We start from the raw sequence: 16,629 nt of genomic DNA, 5'->3' as shown, positions 1-16,629 counted from the left end.
GCCGAACCCCGTCAAGTGTATGGATACGCCTCCCTTCTCCGAACTCGGCCTTCCCGAGGAATTGCTCGCCGCTGTTGAATCCCTCGGGTTCGAGCGTCCCTCTCCGATCCAGGCGCTTTCGATTCCGGTCGCCCTGACCGGCTCGGACATGCTCGGTCTTTCGCAGACCGGCTCCGGCAAGACCGCGGCCTTCGCCCTTCCGGTGCTGGCGAAAATCAATCTCCAGACTTACGCGCCGCAGGCGCTGATGGTCTGCCCGACCCGCGAACTCGCGGTGCAGGTGTGCGAAGAGGTTCACCGCTTGGGTGCGAAGATGCGCGGTCTGCGCGCGGTGCCGGTCTATGGTGGCGCGCCGATGGACCGCCAGCTCCGCGCGTTGCGCGATGGCGCCCACATCGTGGTGGGCACGCCGGGCCGCCTGCTCGATCACGTCCGCCGTGGTTCCTTCGATACTTCCCAGATCGCCCACGTGGTGCTGGATGAGGCGGACCGCATGCTTGATCTCGGTTTCCGTGAGGAGATGGAGGAAATGCTCGCCGCGCTGCCGAAGGAGCGCCAGACGTTGTTCTTCTCCGCGACGATGAGCCCGGGCGTGAAGCGCCTGATCGAGCACTTCGGCCGTGATCCGAAGACGGTGAAGGTGGAGCAGAAGGCGATGACCGTCTCGACCATCGACCAGTCGTGCATCGAGGTGCGCGAGCGCTCGAAGGTGGAGGTGATCTCCCGCCTGCTCGACATGGAGGCACCGAAGCTCGCCATCATTTTCTGCAATACCAAGCGCGCGGTGGACGAGTGTACCGAAGCGCTGCTGGCCCGCGGCTATTCCGCCGACCGTTTGCACGGCGATATCACCCAGCAGATGCGCGAGCGCGTGCTGAAGCGTTTCCGCGATGGCATCATCGAAGTGCTCGTCGCCACCGACGTGGCCGCGCGCGGTCTGGATGTCGAGGACATCGAGGCGGTGTTCAACTACGATCTGCCGCAGGATCCGGAAGACTACGTGCATCGCATCGGCCGCACCGGCCGTGCAGGTCGCAGCGGCCGCGCCGTGAGCTTCGTCTTCGGCCGCGAAATCCACCGTTTGGAAATGATCGAGCGCTACACGCGCCACCCGATCCGCCGTGAGCGCGTGCCCTCGCAGGAGCAGGTGGAGGGCAAGCTCGCCGACCAGCTTTTCGAGGAAGTGAAGGAGCGTCTCACCGAGTCGAAGTTCAATTCGTATCAGGACCAGATGGACCGCCTGCTCGAGCAGGGCTTTACGCCCACCGATGTGGCGAGCGTCCTTTTCACCATGCTGCGTGAATCCAGCGGCCGCGAGTTCGGCGAGATCGCCGAGGACCGCGAGGAGCCGCGCGAGCGCCGCCGTCCGGGCGAGCGCCCGGTGCGCGAGCCGCGTGAACCCCGCGAGCGCGCGCCGCGTGGCGATGATGCAGACATGACTCCGCTGTTCTTCTCGCTCGGAAAGATGCATGGCGTCCGCCCCGGCGAGATCGTCGGCATGCTTTACAACGAAGCCGGTCTGCCGCAGGGCTCGATCGGTCACATCAAGCTTTTCGACAAGCACAGCCGCATCGACGTGCGCTCCGAACACGCCGAGCGCCTGCTCCAGGTGGTGAAGGGAATCAAGCTGCGCGGCCGTCCGTTCATCCTCGATTACGACCGCGGTCCGGGAGACCGCACCCGTGGTCACGGCCGTTGAGCCGCGTCTCTGCCACGTAGCTGGAGTCGTGAGACTTCAGGCGGGGTCAATCCACCCTTCCACCGCATGGTTTACGGGTGCGCGTCGGCCGACTGGACGCGCAGGCAACTCCGTTTCTCGATCCAACCTGAAGTCTTACGACTCCAGCCACCAGTCAGAGTCACGGAGAATGCATTCCGGACGTGGACAGCCACGGGTTCCTGCGCCATCATCGCGGCGTGAAAATCGAAACGATCGCGGTGGTGGGCGTGGGGCGCATGGGCGCGAACATGGCCCGCCGCTTGAAGGACACCGGCCACACCGTGAGCGCGGTGTATGATGTGAAACATGAGGTGGCCCAGGGGCTGGCGACCGAGCTGGGTTGTGGCGCGCCTTCGACTCTGGCGGAGACGGCTGCCTCCGCCGATCTGGTGATCACGGTGGTCACGGACGACGCTGCGATGCGCGGGATTTTTGCGAAGGAAGGCGATACCCTTCTCACCAATGCGACCGGCAAGGTGTTCATGAACTGCGCCACAGTGAGCCCGGCGGTGCATCAGGAGATTTCCGCCGCATGCGAAGCGGCGGGTGCGTCCGCGCTCGAAGCCTGTATGGCCTCCAGCATCACCCAGGCCCGCAATGGCACGCTGTATCTGATGGTCGGCGGCGATGCCGAGACGTTCGCCCGGGTGGAGCCGATCCTGAAGGATCTCTCTGCCTCGTTGCGCCACGTCGGCGGTGTTGGTCAGGCCGCGAAGGTGAAGGCACTGGTGAACATGGTGATGAACATCAACACCGCGGGCCTCGCCGAAGGGCTGGGTCTTGGTGCCGCGCTTGGTCTTGATCTCCAGATGCTCAAGGAAGTGTTTTCCCAGACCGGTGCGAACTCCCGCGTGCTGGAAACCGATGGCGATGACATGATCGCCCGCGAGCACGATTGCTTTTTCTCCGCCAGCCACGCCGCGAAGGACAGCGGCATCGCCAATGCGCTCGCCGCGGAGGCGGGCGTGGATGTTCCGCTTTCCCGCGCCACCGAGGCCCAATACCGCCGCTTGATCGATCTCGATCTGGGCGAACTCGACAAGTCCGGCATCGCCGAAATCACTTTCCCCGGGCGCTCCGCCTGATTGATCCGATTTGATCCCATGAATCTTCCCGAATTCCGCAACCGCCTCGGCGAACGTATCGATACTTCATTCCACTCCGCGCCGCGCGAGGATGTGCTGCTCGTGCTCGGACACGGCCTCACCGGCAACAAGGATCGCCCGCTGCTCATCGCTCTCGCCGAGGGTTTGTCGAAGCGCGGCTGGCCGTGCTTGCGAATTTCCTACACGGGTAGCGGTGGCTCCGAAGGGCGTTTCGAGGATGTTACCATCACGAAGGAAACCGAGGACCTCGCCGATCTGCTCGACGCGCTGCCGGAAGGTGTCCGAATCGCCTACTGCGGTCACAGCATGGGCGGCGCGGTGGGCGTGATCACCACGGCGGCCGATGCGCGCATCCGGGTGCTGGTCACGCTTTCCGGGATGGTTTACACGGCGAATTTCGTCGAGCGTGAGTTCGATGACATCGTGCCCGGGGAGGGTGTGATGTGGGAGGACCCGGACTTCCCGCTTTCGAAGGTGTATGTGGCGGATCTCCAGGCCATCGGCGACACGCTCGATGTGGCTGCGGAGATCGAGGTGCCGTGGTTGCTGATCCATGGCTCGCAGGATGACATCATCCCGGTGCTCGACAGCGAGGATGCCTATGCCGCCGCACAATGCGACAAGCACCTCGTGGAGATCGATGGCGCGGACCACGTCTTCGATGAGACGAGCTATCCGCGGATCATCGAAGAGGTGGATGCGTGGCTGAAGGAGTATTTGTGAGCCTCAAGGAATGGCTTCTTTTTTCGAGGAGCCACTCCCGGTGAAGGTCACGCGGCGGATTCCTTCTTCTTCGCGCGCTTGTTCTTGATCATGCCTGCCAGGCGGCGCCACGCGAGGGCGAAGCCGGTATAGACCAGCACGACGGCGGAGACGCAACCCAGCGCGGCGAGGAACTGACCGAAGGCACCACCGGCTTCACCGGTGTGCAGCCAGCGCACGAACTGGCGCATCTTGCCGCCGGTGGTGAGCTTTTCGAAGCTGTTCTCACGCGCGGTCACCGCCATGGTCTCGCGATCGATCGTGAGCTTCACGCGGCGGTCGGGGCGGCCGCGGCCGGCGTCCGTTACGGTAGCGGTGACGGGCTTGGTGGTATCGCCGGGGAGATCAAGCGTGATGGTTTCCCATGCCGGCAGATCCTGCTTGGCCGCTGCGAGTGCCTGGTTGAGACCGGTTGCGACGATGGGGCGGGTATCCTGCTGGCCGCCGCGTCCGCGACGCTCGCCACCCATGGCCATGCCACCACCTTCGGCACCCTCACCACGTGGGCGACGGCGCTCTCCGCCATCGGCACCTGCGTTCCCGCCACCGGCGGCTTGTGCGCCTTCGGGCCGCGGGCCGCGCTCACGACGCTCACCACCTTCACCTTGGGCTTGCTCATCGCCTTCTCCGCGAGGGCGGCGGCGTTCGCCACCTTCGGCACCCGCGTTGTCACCGCCAGCGATTTGAGCACCTTCGGGGCGCGGACCGCGTTCGCGACGCTCGCCGCCTTCACCTTGGGCCTGTTCTCCGCCTTCACCACGGAAGCGACGGCGCTCGCCGCCACCCTCGGATGGCGGGCGGCCTTCGCCCTGACCCGCGCCTTCGCGGGCACCACCGCCACCTTCACCGCCACCCGGACCTTGGCGTACCGGTGGTTCTTCACCCACGGCTTTGAACATCAGGCGATTCGCCCATGGGTAGCCCATGATCGTGCCGGTGACGATCACCAGCAGCAGCAGCGGCGCGGCCCAGAAACCGGCGAGGTTGTGCCAGTTCCAATCGCGGGCGCGGCCCTTGAGTCGTGTTTGCGGCACCATGACCGCCTTGAAGGCCTTCTTCGAAAACTTGCGGGGAATCCACAGCACCAGACCGCTCACCAGCAGGAAGCCGAAGACCAGCGTGGACGCCATGGTGATCTGGCCGCCGACATTGCGCCAGGTGAGGGGTTGGTTGCGGCCTTCTCCCGGGCTTTCGCCCTGAGCGCCCGGGGGGCGGCTTTGACCGCTCTCGCCACGAGCACCACCGGGCGCCTGGGCCTGCGGGCCCTGACCTTGGCCGCCTTCGCCGCGCTGGGCCATGCCCATGCCTTCGCGACCCGGACCACCTTGTCCCTGTTGTCCCTGGCCTTCGGCACGCTGGGCGGGCCACGTCAGCCAACGGTGGAGCGAGACGGCGATCTGGAAGAAGCGGCGGGTACCCTCCGCTCCCTTGCCGAGCGATTCCTTGGTGGTCGGATGGAACAACTGGCGTCCCTCGCGGCCTGCCTGGAAGATGGCGGGATCTTCCGGATCGGAGGAAATGACCAGCGTGGTCGGGCGGCCGGGAAGACCGGAGGCCTTGTAGGCTTCCACCAGTTCCTCGGGGCCTGCGGGCGTGCCCGAGACAGGCGCTTTCGATGTGACGATCTTCGACTCGGCACGGCCGATGACCTGTGTCTCGAACGACATCAGGATGCCGGTGACGGCGAGGATGAGAATGACCAATCCGGCGATGACACCGGTGGCGAGGTGGGCCCAGAACAAACAGCGGCGGAGGGTGGGATGAACCATGGGAAATGACGATCTTCGGTTTTCAATCGGGGGGCGGCCTCCGGACAGGGCGGATCGGGAGGCTGCCCGTTACTCCTACTAGAACCTTAGTAGATGGTTCCGGTTGCGGCAAAACGGGATTTTTCCATCACATCTCGGCCCACTGGCGGAGCAGGTTGTGATAGACGCCGGTGAGGGCGACTTCGGAGGGATGCCCGGGCACGTCCGCGGCCAGCCGCTGGATGGCGACATCCATGTCGAACATCATCGAGCGCCGCTGGTCGTCACGGATCAGGCTCTGGAGCCAGAAGAAGGAACACAACCGCGTGCCGCGCGTCACCGGCGTGACGTGGTGCAGGCTGGTGGAGGGATACAGCACCATGTGGCCCGGCGGGAGCTTCACGCTCTTGCTGCCGTAGGTGTCCTCGATGATGAGTTCTCCGCCGTCGTATTCCTCCGGTGCGGCGAAGAACAGCGTGCAGGAGAGATCGGTGCGGATGCGATGGCTGGTGCCGGGGATCTGGCGGATCGCGCCATCCACATGGGTGCCGAACTGCTGGCCGCCGGAGTAGCGGTTGAACATCGGCGGCAGGAAATGCAGCGGCAGCGCCGCGGACATGAACAGCGGATTGGTGGAGAGCGCCCGGAGAATCCACTCGCCCACCTGCCGCGCCACCGGATGGTTCGGCGGGAGCTGCATGTTGTCCTTCACCTGGCTGGCCTGGTAGCCGGCGGTGGTTTTGCCATCCGCCCACTCAGCTGCATCCAGCAGCGCGCGCGCTTCGGACACCTGTTCGGAGGTGAGGACGTCGGGGATGCAGAGGATCATGTGGGAGGATGCTGCGGATGAAGTGGAAACGAAGTCCCGGCACCTGAAAGGCCCCGCCCCTCGCAAGAGAGGCGGAGCCGTTTCGGAGCAACCGTATGTCAGATGAAACGAAGAGGTCTTAGAACGTGAAGTTCGTGCTGAAGACGAACGAGCGGCCTTGGCCTGGGACGAAGTGGCCGCCACCAACACGATCGATGTAGTCCTTGTCGCCGAGGTTGTAGGCGTTCAGGCGGAAGGAGACGTGATCGTTCAGCTTGTAGCCGAGCATGCCGTCCACGAGGACGTAGTCGGGGGCTTCCTGGCGGGTGGTTGCATTCGTGCTGTTGAAACGCGCACCCACATACTGGACGCCGAGGCCGGCTTCGATCTTGAACGGCAGCTCATGGACGGTCCAGAGGCTGAAGGAATCGTCCGGCGTGTTGCTGAGTTCGGAGCCGATTTCAGCGGCCACGAGCGACTTCTTCACCTCGCTGTCGAGGTGGGTGTAGCCACCCATGATGCGCCACTTGTCCGTGATCTGGCCGGTGAAGCCGAGTTCGAAGCCCTGCACCTGCTGTTCGCCGGTGAGGGTCACCACGGAGGGATCCACCGGGTCGGTGGTGCGGGCATTGGTCTTGTCGGTGCGGAAGAGCGCGCCGGTGACCATCAGCTTGTCATTGAAGAACTCCCACTTCGTGCCGAGCTCGATCGTGTTGTTTTTCTCCGGATCGGCGCCGAGCAGGCTCAGTGTGCTGTTCGGGTTGGTGGTGCCGAACGGGAAGCGGATCGGGTGGGCGATGTAGGCGAGGTTCTCGGACGAGGCGTTGAACGAGGTGCCGTAGCCGAGGTAGATGGAACCGTTCTCCTGCGGCTTGTAAACCAGCGCGGCGCGGTAGCTCAGCAGATCGTTGCCGAAGCCGTGGGACTCGTAAGGCAGGTTGCCGGCGGCGAGGGACTGCGCGCTTTGTGGTGCGATCGAGTCATACTGGGTTTCGAGGTGATCCCAGCGCAGGCCACCGCTGAGTTCCCACTGCCGGTTGAACTTGATCGTGTCGAACAGGTAGGCGCTGACCGTGTCCACTTCCACGGTAGTGACGGCACCGGTGTAGCTGAGGACGCCGGTGTAGGGCGCCCACGGGTTCGGGTGGAAGAGATCGACGACCGGAGCGGGAGCGGTGGTGCCGTTCGGCAGTAGCATCGCGCGGCCGCGGTTCTTCGAGATCTCCTTGTCGAACTCAAGGCCGCCGACCATTTCGTGCTTCAGCGTGCCGGTCTCGAAATCGTAGCGGATTTCGGTCTGGTTCGAGATCGCGGTGTCGACCTGGTCGCGGGACTGGAACTGCTGGTTGAGCGCGGTGGAGGCGTTGGTGCCGTTCACGAAGCGCGGCGCGGTCGTCACGGAGTCGCGGTCATTGACGCCGAAGCGGGTGGTGTTGCGCAGCTTCAGCTTGTCGTTGAAATCGTGCTCGAACACCGCGGTCACGATGTCGGTGACGGTTTCCTCGTAGTCGCGGTTCAGGTTGCCGTAGTAGGTGTCGAAATCGACGGGCGGGATGCCCGGGGCGATGCCGAGGCCGGTGGCCTTCGCGCGGCTCACCCAGGGGATGCCGTAGTCCGGCACGTTGTCCTGATCGAGGTGGGAATAGCTGAGAGTGAAGCGGGTGTCCGTGCCGAGGCCGAAGGCCAGCGAGGGGGCGATACCCCAGCGCTCCTGGTTCACGAAGTCACGGCCCGGGATGTCCTGGTTGTGATACACTCCGTTCAAGCGGAATGCGGCTCTCTGGAGGCCCGGGATTTCCTGGTTCACGTCGAAGGTGCCACGGAAGTAATCGTCGGAGCCGCCGCCCAGCATCACATCGTAGTTGTTGCCGAGGTGCGGGGTCTTGGTGGCGATGTTCACGGAACCACCGGTGGAACCACGGCCCGCATTCGAGGAGGACGGACCCTTGGTGACTTCCACCTGTTCGAAGTTGAAGGGGTCGCGGATGTAACCGCCGCCGGCGGTATCGCGGATGCCATCGACGAAAATGTCCGAGCGCGCCGCGAAGCCGCGGATCGCGAGGTTGTCACCGGCCGGACCGCCGCCGCCTTCACCGGCCTGCATGCTGATGCCCGGCACGTTGCGGAGCACATCGCGGAGGGTGGAGGCGTTCTGCTCGCGGATCACTTCCTTCGGCACCACGGTCACGGTCTGCGGCACATCCCGCAGCGGCACCGTGTACTTCATGGTTTGAAGCTTCTCCGGCTTGTAAAGGGACTGGCGGACGGCCTCGACGACCATGTCTCCCAGCGATTGCTGGGTTTCGCCGTCCTTTTTCTTTTCGTCCTTCTTGGGCTCGGGTTGGGCCGGAGCGTCTGCGGCGAGGGCGGTGCCGGTGGCGAGAAAGGCGCTGAGCGCCAGCATCTCCCGCGTGGTTGGTGCGGTGCGGAGATTGGACTTCGGTTTCATGGTGTCGGTTGCGGAACGGGCTGCAACTCCGCGGCGAACCGTGGAGCGGCTGGAAATGAGAATGAGTCTCAATATCGGGGCAAGCCTTTTTTGTTGGAATGTACGTTCCAAGCCCGTAGCCGCGCCCCCTCGCAAGAGGCGCGGCTGTTGGGCAACCGATGTCCAGGATGGATCCGGGGGGCCGGATCAGAATTTGAACTCCGTGGTAAACATCGCCGACAGCGGCGCGCCTGGATTGTAGCGCTGGCCGTTGTTGTTGATGCTCGCGCGGTATTCGCGATCAAGGAGGTTGTAGACGTTCAGGCGCAGCGTGACGTTCTCGTTGACGTCATACTGGACCATCGCATCGAGCACCGCGTAGCTCGGCACCTTGATGGTGTTGCCAGCGTTGATGAAGACGGACTCCTGGTAGCGCGGGCCGGCCGCGATGGTGAAGTTGTAAGGCAGCTTGTAGGTGGTCCAGATGCTGCCGGAGAATTCCGGGGTCAAGGTCAGGTCCTTGCCATCGTTGGCATTGCCGGGCTGGTCGAGCTTGGCATCGAGGAACGCGGCGTTGGCGATGATGCTCCAGTTCTCGGTGATCTTGCCGGCGACGCCGAAGGTGGCACCGTTGATCTCCTGTCCGCCATCGACGGAGAAAACCTGCGGCGGACCCGGATCGCTGACGTAGATGACATTCGTGTTCTCGGTGTGGAACACGGCGGCATTCACGGTGAGGGCGGACTTGAAGAAGTCCCACTTCGCACCCAGTTCGATGTTCTGGGATTCCTGCGGGTCCAGATTCGGGTTGTTCTGGTTGGTGGGCGAGGTGCTCAGGGTGAAGTTCGCGGTTCCCGGAGGCGTCTGGGTGGTGCCGTAGCCGAGATAGATGCTGCCTTCCTTCACCGGCTTGTAGGTCAGGGCGACCTTGCCGCTGAAGAGCGTGTCATCCGCCATGGCATAGACGTTGGTCGTGGCGGTGGTGGAGTGGAAGCGGGTCTCGTAGGTGTCCGCGCGGATACCGCCGCTGAGCTGCCAGTGTTCACCCCACTTGATGGTGTCGAACAGGAACAGGCCGAACGTGTCCGTGGAGCCGATGCTGCCGAAGCCGGTGTAGGCCAGGTTGGCGCCCGTGATCGGGAAGTTCGGATTCGGGACGAACGGGAAGGGGACGGTCGGGCCGGTGCCGAGGCCGGTGAGGCCGGGGGCTGTCTGGGAATCGTAAGTGTATTCGAAGCCGCCGACGACCGCGTGTTCCAGCGGGCCGGTGTTGAACTTCGCCGTGAGGCTGGTCTGGCTGGAGAAGATCTCGTTGTTGCGCTCGTTGCCCTGGCGGCTGCGGGTGATCCAGTTGTTGGCCACGTTGTAGCCCGGGCTGGTGATCACGGCGAAGCGCTCGTTCTCGCTGTAGCGGACCTGCGTGCGGAGCTGGAGGTTCTCGTTGAAGTCATGCTCCAAGCGGGCGGTGAAGCTCTTCTGGGTGACATCGTCGCGGTCATAGATGCTGCCGTAGTACCATTCCGGATCGACGGTCGGAAGGGCGTAGCCGTTGCGGGCCGGGACGCCGTAGTCCGGGATGTTGTCCTGCTTCAGATACTGGGCTTGCAGGATGAGGCGGGTGTCCGTGCCGAGACCGAAGGCGAGGGAGGGGGCGATCGAGTAGGTGTTTCTCTCGACGATGTCGCGGCCGGCGACGCCGCCGGTCTGGTAGAGGCCGTTCACGCGGAGGGCCGCGTGGCTGAGCCAATCATCGGAGCCGAGGCCCAGCGAGGTGCCGATGTTCTGGTTGACGTCGGCGGTGGCGCGGAAGCGCTCGCCGCTGGCAACGGAGGCGGAGCCGGCGTAGAGATTTTCAAGCTTCGGCGACTTGGTCGCCATGTTGATGTAGCCGGAGGCGGTGCCGCGGCCCACGTCCGAACCGGTCGGCCCGAGGAAGGCCTCCACGGCTTCGAGGTTGAAGGTGTCGCGGGAGACGAGACCGTCATCGCGGACGCCATCGACGAAGATGCTGTTGCTGGCGTTGAAGCCGCGCATGTTGAACATGTCACCGGCGGTGCTGCTCGCGCCGCCGCCTTCACCGGCCTGGATGGAGATGCCCGGCACGTTGCGGAGAACTTCGGTCAGGGTGGTGGCACCCTGCTCTTCGATCACCTTCTTGGGGACGACGGTCACGGTCTGCGGCACGTCGCGGAGCGGCACCGTGTATTTCTGGGAAGTGACGTTCTCCGGGCGATAGAGCGACTGGCGGACAGCTTCCACCAGCATGTCGCCGAGGTTCTGTTGGGATTCTTCGCCGTCTTTTTTCTTCTTGGGATCTTCTTTCGGCTTGGCGGGGGAGGCTTCGGCTGCGGCGTAGCCGGCCGTCAGCAGGGCGGTCATGGCAACCATCTCGCGGGTGGAGACGGCGGTCTTGAGCAGGGCGTGCTTCGGTTTCATGTGTGCGGACGACGCTGACTAGCGTCGAAATGAGAATGCGTCTCAATATCGAATTGTCTGCAAGTGAGATTTATTCTCAATAAGAGATGAGACACATTTGTCCCTTTGAAAGTCAGGGAATCCGTTTAGAATCGACCGATTTGAGTCTGAGTCCGAGGGGCACACCCAAAACTAAGAAAGCCACCGGAGTCCGGTGGCTTTTCTGTGCCGGGATGGCGACCCGTAAGGGAGTCGAACCCTTCTTGCTAGAATGAAAATCTAGAGTCCTAACCGATAGACGAACGGGTCATTGTTCGCGGTGCGGGGCGGGAAAAAAGCACGGGCGGGACCGGCGATGCAAGACGAATGATCGGGATTTTTCGAGAGATCCCCATCAGCGCCCGGAAAACAAGAAAGCCACCGGATTCCGGTGGCTTTTCCTTATGCCGAGATGGCGACCCGTAAGGGAGTCGAACCCTTCTTGCTAGAATGAAAATCTAGAGTCCTAACCGATAGACGAACGGGTCGTTGGTCGCGGTGCGGGCGGCAAAAAACACGACCGCGGCGCTTCCGGCAAGAGGAAAATGTCACGATCCCGTCATTTTTTCCAGCTCTCAGTTGACGCCAATTCATGCACCCCATTTCAAAGCCGCTTGTCATCCGGTTTCCGGCCCCTACGGTGTCCGCCCTTCCTACTCCCTCATTCCGCATGAACACGACCCTGCTCTCCGCAGCCGCCAACCAAGCCCGTGGCCTCGCCATGGATGCCGTCCACGCCTGCTCCTCCGGCCACCTCGGCCTCCCGCTCGGCTGCGCCGAGATCGGTGCGGTGCTGTATTCGGAAACGCTGCGTTACAATCCGGACGTGCCGAAGTGGCTGAACCGCGACCGCTTCATCCTCTCCGCCGGCCACGGCTCGATGTTCCTCTACTCCTGGCTGAACATTTCCGGCTACGATCTCCCGATCGGCGAGCTGAAGAACTTCCGCCAGCTTCATTCCCATACCCCGGGCCATCCGGAGTCCTTCGAGACCGTGGGCGTGGAAGCCACCACCGGCCCGCTCGGCCAGGGCATCGCAAACGCCGTGGGCTTCGCCCTTTCCGGCAAGCGCGCCGCCGCCAAGTTCAACACCGCCGACCACGTCATCTTCGACCAGCACGTCTTCGCCCTGCACGGTGATGGCTGCCTCCAGGAAGGTGTCGCCAAGGAAGCGATCGCGTTCGCCGCCCACGTGGGCCTCGACAACCTGGTGCTCATCTATGACTCCAACGACGTCACCCTCGACGCGATGGCGGACGTGACCCAGGGCGAGGACGCCGAGCAGTACTTCAAGTCCCAGGGCTGGGACGCCGTGACCGTGGACGGCCACGATCTGGCCGCGCTTTCCACCGCATTCTCCAAGGCCAAGTCCGACGACAACGGCCGCCCGAAGGTGATCATCGCCAAGACCATCATCGGCAAGGGCATCCCGGAAGTGGCCGGTACCGCCAAGGCCCACGGTGAAGGTGGCGCCAAGTTCGTGGACGAGGCCCGCAAGAATCTCGGCCTGCCTGCCGACGAGCACTTCTTCGTCTCCGCGGAAGTCCGCGCGTTCTTCGCCGCCAAGAAGGAAGAGTCCAAGAAGGCCTACGCCGCCTGGGAAGCCAACTACAATGCCTGGGCCGCCGCGAATCCGGCGCTCGCCACCGAGCTGACCGAGAGCGTGTCCCACGCCGTGCCGTCCGATCTTTCCGCCCGGATCCCGGCATTCCCGGCCGACTACAAGGACGCCACCCGCTCCGCTGGTGCCAACGTGATCAACGCGGTGGCCAAGGCCGTGCCGAACTTCATCACCGGCAGCGCCGACCTCTACGGCTCCACCAAGAACTACATCAAGGACGGCGGTGACTTCTCCGCCACCAACCCGCTCGGCCGCAACATCTGGTTCGGCATCCGCGAGCATGCGATGGGCGCGATCTGCAACGGCATTGCCTACGACGGCATCTTCCGCTCCAGCGGCGCGACCTTCCTGGTCTTCGCCGACTACCTGCGCCCGTCGATCCGCCTCGCCGCGCTTTCGAAGCTGCCCGTCACCTACATCTTCACCCACGACTCCGTCGGCGTCGGTGAGGACGGCCCGACCCACCAACCGGTGGAAACCGTCAGCGGCCTGCGCGTGATCCCGGGGCTCGATGTCATCCGCCCGGGTGACGCCGAGGAAACCGCCGGTGCCTTCATCTCCGCGATGAACCGCACGGACGGCCCGACCGCCCTGATCCTGACCCGCCAGGCCATCCCGCTCATGAACGAACTGTCCGTGGAAGAGCGTCGTGACGGCGTGATCCGCGGTGGCTACATCGCGAAGAAGGAATCCGGCGCGCTGACCACCATCCTCCTCGCCACCGGTTCCGAGCTGCAATACGCCGTGGCCGCCGCTACGGAGCTGGGTGATGGCGTCCGCGTCGTTTCGCTGCCCTGCTTCGAGCGCTTCGACCGCCAGAGCGCGGAGTACCGCGAGAGCGTGCTGCCGAAGGCCGTGACCAAGCGCGTGGCCATCGAGGCCGGCGTTTCCGGTCTGTGGTGGAAGTACGTGGGCACCGAAGGCAAGGTGGTCGGCATCGACCGCTTCGGCATCAGCGCTCCGGGCAACACCGTCTTCAAGGAGCTCGGCATCACCACCGAATCCGTGGTCGCCGCGGCGAAGTAATCGTCCGGTCAGACAGCCCTTGGTTTCAAGCGCGGCCCGCCCTCACCGGCGGGCCGTTCGCTTTGCAGGGGGCGGCGCTTTCGGCGAGATGGCCGTGGGGACAGGCGCAATGGATTTTTGTCCGGTTCCCGCGGTTTGGGAACATTCCATCCTCGTGAATAAGAAATTCGTCGTCTGGTTGGCCGTTCCGTTCGTTGTGTGTACGGCGCTGTTGGTGGGGCCGTCTATTGCCCGCGAGGGTGCCCAAGCGGGAATGGAAGAACTCCTTTCCGGGATCTCCAGCGCTCCGGATGCCCGTGTCCGGATAGAGAACGAGGGTGTCCGGTACATTCCGGGGCCGGAGCGCAGCGTGGTGCAGATTCCGTGCTATCACTTCATCGATGGCGATGGGCGGAGACTGGAGCTCACCGGTGCCGTGCATATCGCGGACAAGGAATACTATGAGGGACTCAACCGACATTTCGAAGGGTTCGACGCGGTGCTCTTCGAACTGGTGGCGGATCCGGACAAGGTGGCGGAATTGCGACGTATGGAACCCGGTAGAGCGGGCGCTACGCTGAAGGAGAGCCAGATGTCGAAGCTCTACCGCGTGTTGGCCCACGACCTCCTGGGGCTGTCCTTGCAAATCGAAACCATCGATTATCGTCGTTCGAACTTCGTCCATGCGGACATGGGGGAGAAGGAACTGGAGGCTCTTTTGAAAGCCCGTGGTCGGACGCTGGATGATTTGCTGGAAGGGAAGCTGAAGGGCTCCGGGATCAATCTCGAACAAATCGTCGCCATGCTGCCCATGCTCAAGACCCTCATTCCCAAGGACGATCCGAAGGCGCTGCAGCGCATGATGGCCCCGATGCTGGCGAAGCTGGAGTCTCCGGAGGGAGGTTCGGAGGACAAGCTGTTCAACGAGATCGTCGTTATGGCCCGGAACACCCGGGCTATCGAGGTGCTGGACCAGCAACTCGCGGCGGGCAAACGGAATCTCGCCCTGTTTTATGGCAGCGATCATTTCTCCGATCTCCGGAAGCGGCTGCTGGCGAAGGGATGGAAGGAAGAGAAGCCTGCGGAGTGGCGCGATGCCTGGGTGATTCCTGCGAAGGTCGAGGCTGTTCCCGTGCCAACGAAGGTGGAAACCTCTCCCGGAAAATAGGTGTCGGGTCAGGCGGGGTTGGTCGAGCGACCCGCCCTTCATCGGTGGGCTGTTTGCTTTTCCGATCGTCGGGAAGGCGGGTGGAAAGAGCTTCCGGAAGGAGGAAATTTCAATCCGGCGCGACTTTCGCGGGAGCCGGGGTTATATGTTGCATGGGGTGTTCACATCCAACCCCTCAGCAAACCATGAAATACCAATCGATTCTGTGCGCGGCTGCCGCCGCCCTCGTCCTCGGAAGCCAGGCCGCCCGTGCCGAAGGTGAGGAGAAGAAGGAAAAGGAACATGGCAAGGGCGGCTCCGCCGGCCTGCTTGAGAAGTTCGACACCAACAAGGATGGCGAGCTTTCCAAGGACGAACTCGCCGGCATGCCGGAAAAGCGCCGCAACCACCTCCTGGAGAAGTACGACACCAACAAGGATGGCGCTCTCTCCAAGGATGAGATCGCCGCCATCAAGGACGATCACAAGGAAGGCGGAAAGCGCGAGAAGAAGGAAGAAAAGAAAGAGGAGAAGAAGTGATCCGCGGATCCTCCGCTGACCCTTTTCCAAACCTACCATGAAAAAGGCCCGGCTTGCGCCGGGCCTTTTTGTGTTTTGGGTTTGAGAGGGGAGGGGCGGGGCTCAGAGCTTCAGCAGCCGCTTGATCTCCGGCTCCAGCTTTTCGCCGCGGGCGTTGGTGCTGATGACCACACCGTTCTGGTCGAGCAGGAACATGGCGGGAATACCAGAGATGGCGTACTTGCGGGCGATTTCGTTCTCCCAGTGCTTGCCATCGAAGTACTGCGGCCATGGCATGTTCTTCGCCTTGGTGAAGTCGATGAGCTTCTGCTTGTCATCCGCCTTGTCGAGGGAGATGCCGATAACCTCGAAGCCCTTGTCGTGATAGGTGTCGTAGGCCTTCTTCACGTTCGGCAGTTCGGCGATGCACGGACCGCACCAGGTGGCCCAGAAGTCCACCAGCACGACCTTGCCACGGAGCTTGGCCAGATCGACCTCGCGGCCGTCCACGGCGGTGAACTTCAGCTCCATCGGCTGGCTCTGCACGGCGGCCACGCGGAGTTCGGCTTCGGCGCGCGTCTTGACGACTTCGCTGGGGCTGTTGGCGAGCGGCTCCCAGAAGCTCTTGGCCTCCGGTGTGCCTTTCTTGCCGCTCTTCTGGAATGCCTGCATGTAGAATCCGAGGGCGGCCTTGCCCTTCGGGAAGCGCTTTGCGAAATCATCCGCAGCCGTCTGCATCATGGCGTCGTTGAAACTGCCGTCCTTGCGTGCGGCCATTATCTTCTTGGAGAGATCGAGCGAGGCCAGCTTCTCCTGGACTTCCCATGGCACATCGGTGGCGGAGCGCAGGGAGGCTTCGTAAACGGCGAGCTTCTTTTCCCACACGGCCTTCGCTTCTGCATCGATGATGAGATAGTCCTTGTAGTCGCCGGGCTTGGCGTCCTCAAAGCCGGGTTTGATGTCCTTGATGAAGTCCGGCTGGATCATGATGAGATGCAGCACGGCTTCCCAGCGGAGCGGGTCCTTCGGGTTCTCCTCGTAGAATTTCACCGAGGCATCGCGCACGGCCAGTTCCTCCTGCGCGCGGATCTTGGCGAGCTCGGTCTTGGTCTTGCCCTCGAAGTATTCCTTCGGCTGCGGACCGAGCAGGAGGTGGTGCTTGTTGATCTCCTCAAGGCCGGCCTTCGCGGATTCGGAAGTGGGCACCGAGGTGATCTCGGTCATCGTGGAACGCTGCGCGTGGGCCAGCGGTGCCAGCCCGAGGGCGGCGAGAAGCAGGAGTCTTTTCATGGCAACAGATGAAACTTTTGAC

At 63.3% G+C, this 16,629-nt stretch carries 11 protein-coding genes and 2 tRNA genes; 6 read left to right on the top strand and 7 right to left on the bottom strand.

All coding sequences use genetic code 11. The features are described from left to right. The first annotated feature begins 19 nt into the window (after window positions 1–19). The 3 genes from KBB96_RS13505 (at window position 20) to KBB96_RS13495 (ending at window position 3,549) form a co-directional block, all read left to right on the top strand. Window positions 20–1,699: a DEAD/DEAH box helicase gene (locus tag KBB96_RS13505; RefSeq protein WP_211629971.1), complete on the top strand. Its 1,680-nt coding sequence runs from the start codon at window positions 20–22 to the stop codon at window positions 1,697–1,699. Window positions 1,700–1,917: 218 nt separating this feature from the next. Further along, window positions 1,918–2,805: an NAD(P)-dependent oxidoreductase gene (locus KBB96_RS13500; RefSeq protein WP_264176975.1), complete on the top strand. Its 888-nt coding sequence runs from the start codon at window positions 1,918–1,920 to the stop codon at window positions 2,803–2,805. A gap of 18 nt (window positions 2,806–2,823) precedes the next feature. Continuing rightward, the gene (locus KBB96_RS13495) at window positions 2,824–3,549 is read left to right on the top strand and encodes an alpha/beta hydrolase family protein (RefSeq protein WP_211629970.1); all 726 of its coding nucleotides are present in this window, start codon (window positions 2,824–2,826) and stop codon (window positions 3,547–3,549) included. Between the two features lie 47 nt (window positions 3,550–3,596). Here KBB96_RS13495 and KBB96_RS13490 read toward each other — a convergent pair whose 3' ends face one another. The 6 genes from KBB96_RS13490 to KBB96_RS13465 all read right to left on the bottom strand — a co-directional run bounded on the left by KBB96_RS13490 (window position 3,597) and on the right by KBB96_RS13465 (window position 11,514). After that, window positions 3,597–5,357 (bottom strand): PepSY-associated TM helix domain-containing protein, encoded by a 1,761-nt coding sequence (locus tag KBB96_RS13490; protein ID WP_211629969.1) that lies wholly within the window; start codon window positions 5,355–5,357, stop codon window positions 3,597–3,599. A 127-nt stretch (window positions 5,358–5,484) separates the two neighbouring features. Then, a complete protein-coding gene (locus KBB96_RS13485) occupies window positions 5,485–6,165 on the bottom strand; it encodes a Fe2+-dependent dioxygenase (RefSeq protein WP_211629968.1) in 681 nt (226 codons plus the stop codon). Between the two features lie 118 nt (window positions 6,166–6,283). Then, a complete protein-coding gene (locus KBB96_RS13480) occupies window positions 6,284–8,593 on the bottom strand; it encodes a TonB-dependent receptor (protein ID WP_211629967.1) in 2,310 nt (769 codons plus the stop codon). Between the two features lie 186 nt (window positions 8,594–8,779). Then, window positions 8,780–11,008, bottom strand: a complete 2,229-nt coding sequence (locus tag KBB96_RS13475) for a TonB-dependent receptor (RefSeq protein WP_211629966.1) — start codon at window positions 11,006–11,008, stop codon at window positions 8,780–8,782. 213 nt (window positions 11,009–11,221) lie between these two features. Then, window positions 11,222–11,296: transfer RNA gene (locus KBB96_RS13470), tRNA-Glu, on the bottom strand. Between the two features lie 143 nt (window positions 11,297–11,439). Next, window positions 11,440–11,514, bottom strand: a tRNA-Glu gene (locus KBB96_RS13465). 182 nt (window positions 11,515–11,696) lie between these two features. Here KBB96_RS13465 and tkt point away from each other — a divergent pair. The 3 genes from tkt to KBB96_RS13450 all read left to right on the top strand — a co-directional run bounded on the left by tkt (window position 11,697) and on the right by KBB96_RS13450 (window position 15,338). Further along, window positions 11,697–13,673 carry a transketolase gene (tkt, locus tag KBB96_RS13460; protein WP_211629965.1) on the top strand — a complete coding sequence of 659 codons (1,977 nt, stop codon included), beginning with the start codon at window positions 11,697–11,699 and terminating at the stop codon, window positions 13,671–13,673. Window positions 13,674–13,827: 154 nt separating this feature from the next. Continuing rightward, a complete protein-coding gene (locus KBB96_RS13455) occupies window positions 13,828–14,820 on the top strand; it encodes a hypothetical protein (protein ID WP_211629964.1) in 993 nt (330 codons plus the stop codon). Between the two features lie 185 nt (window positions 14,821–15,005). Beyond that, entirely contained in the window at window positions 15,006–15,338 is a 333-nt protein-coding gene (locus KBB96_RS13450; RefSeq protein ID WP_211629963.1) for an EF-hand domain-containing protein, read from the top strand. Window positions 15,339–15,440: 102 nt separating this feature from the next. Here the strand turns inward: KBB96_RS13450 and KBB96_RS13445 are convergent, their stop codons facing one another. Beyond that, window positions 15,441–16,607: a TlpA family protein disulfide reductase gene (locus tag KBB96_RS13445; RefSeq protein ID WP_211629962.1), complete on the bottom strand. Its 1,167-nt coding sequence runs from the start codon at window positions 16,605–16,607 to the stop codon at window positions 15,441–15,443. Window positions 16,608–16,629 lie beyond the last annotated feature (22 nt).

Source organism: Luteolibacter ambystomatis (assembly GCF_018137965.1).
Taxonomy (GTDB): Bacteria; Verrucomicrobiota; Verrucomicrobiia; order Verrucomicrobiales; family Akkermansiaceae; genus Luteolibacter; species Luteolibacter ambystomatis.
Note: the sequence above shows the minus strand (reverse complement) of the source record. Positions and strands in the feature narration are given on the sequence as shown.

What these genes read in the sequence shown, in the direction of transcription:
- KBB96_RS13475 (WP_211629966.1), bottom strand. Translation starts at nt 11,008, where the DNA reads ATGAAACCGAAGCACGCCCTGCTCAAGACCGCCGTCTCCACCCGCGAG.
- KBB96_RS13485 (WP_211629968.1), bottom strand. Translation starts at nt 6,165, where the DNA reads ATGATCCTCTGCATCCCCGACGTCCTCACCTCCGAACAGGTGTCCGAA.
- tkt (WP_211629965.1), top strand. Translation starts at nt 11,697, where the DNA reads ATGAACACGACCCTGCTCTCCGCAGCCGCCAACCAAGCCCGTGGCCTC.
- KBB96_RS13505 (WP_211629971.1), top strand. Translation starts at nt 20, where the DNA reads ATGGATACGCCTCCCTTCTCCGAACTCGGCCTTCCCGAGGAATTGCTC.
- KBB96_RS13495 (WP_211629970.1), top strand. Translation starts at nt 2,824, where the DNA reads ATGAATCTTCCCGAATTCCGCAACCGCCTCGGCGAACGTATCGATACT.
- KBB96_RS13490 (WP_211629969.1), bottom strand. Translation starts at nt 5,357, where the DNA reads ATGGTTCATCCCACCCTCCGCCGCTGTTTGTTCTGGGCCCACCTCGCC.
- KBB96_RS13480 (WP_211629967.1), bottom strand. Translation starts at nt 8,593, where the DNA reads ATGAAACCGAAGTCCAATCTCCGCACCGCACCAACCACGCGGGAGATG.
- KBB96_RS13450 (WP_211629963.1), top strand. Translation starts at nt 15,006, where the DNA reads ATGAAATACCAATCGATTCTGTGCGCGGCTGCCGCCGCCCTCGTCCTC.
- KBB96_RS13445 (WP_211629962.1), bottom strand. Translation starts at nt 16,607, where the DNA reads ATGAAAAGACTCCTGCTTCTCGCCGCCCTCGGGCTGGCACCGCTGGCC.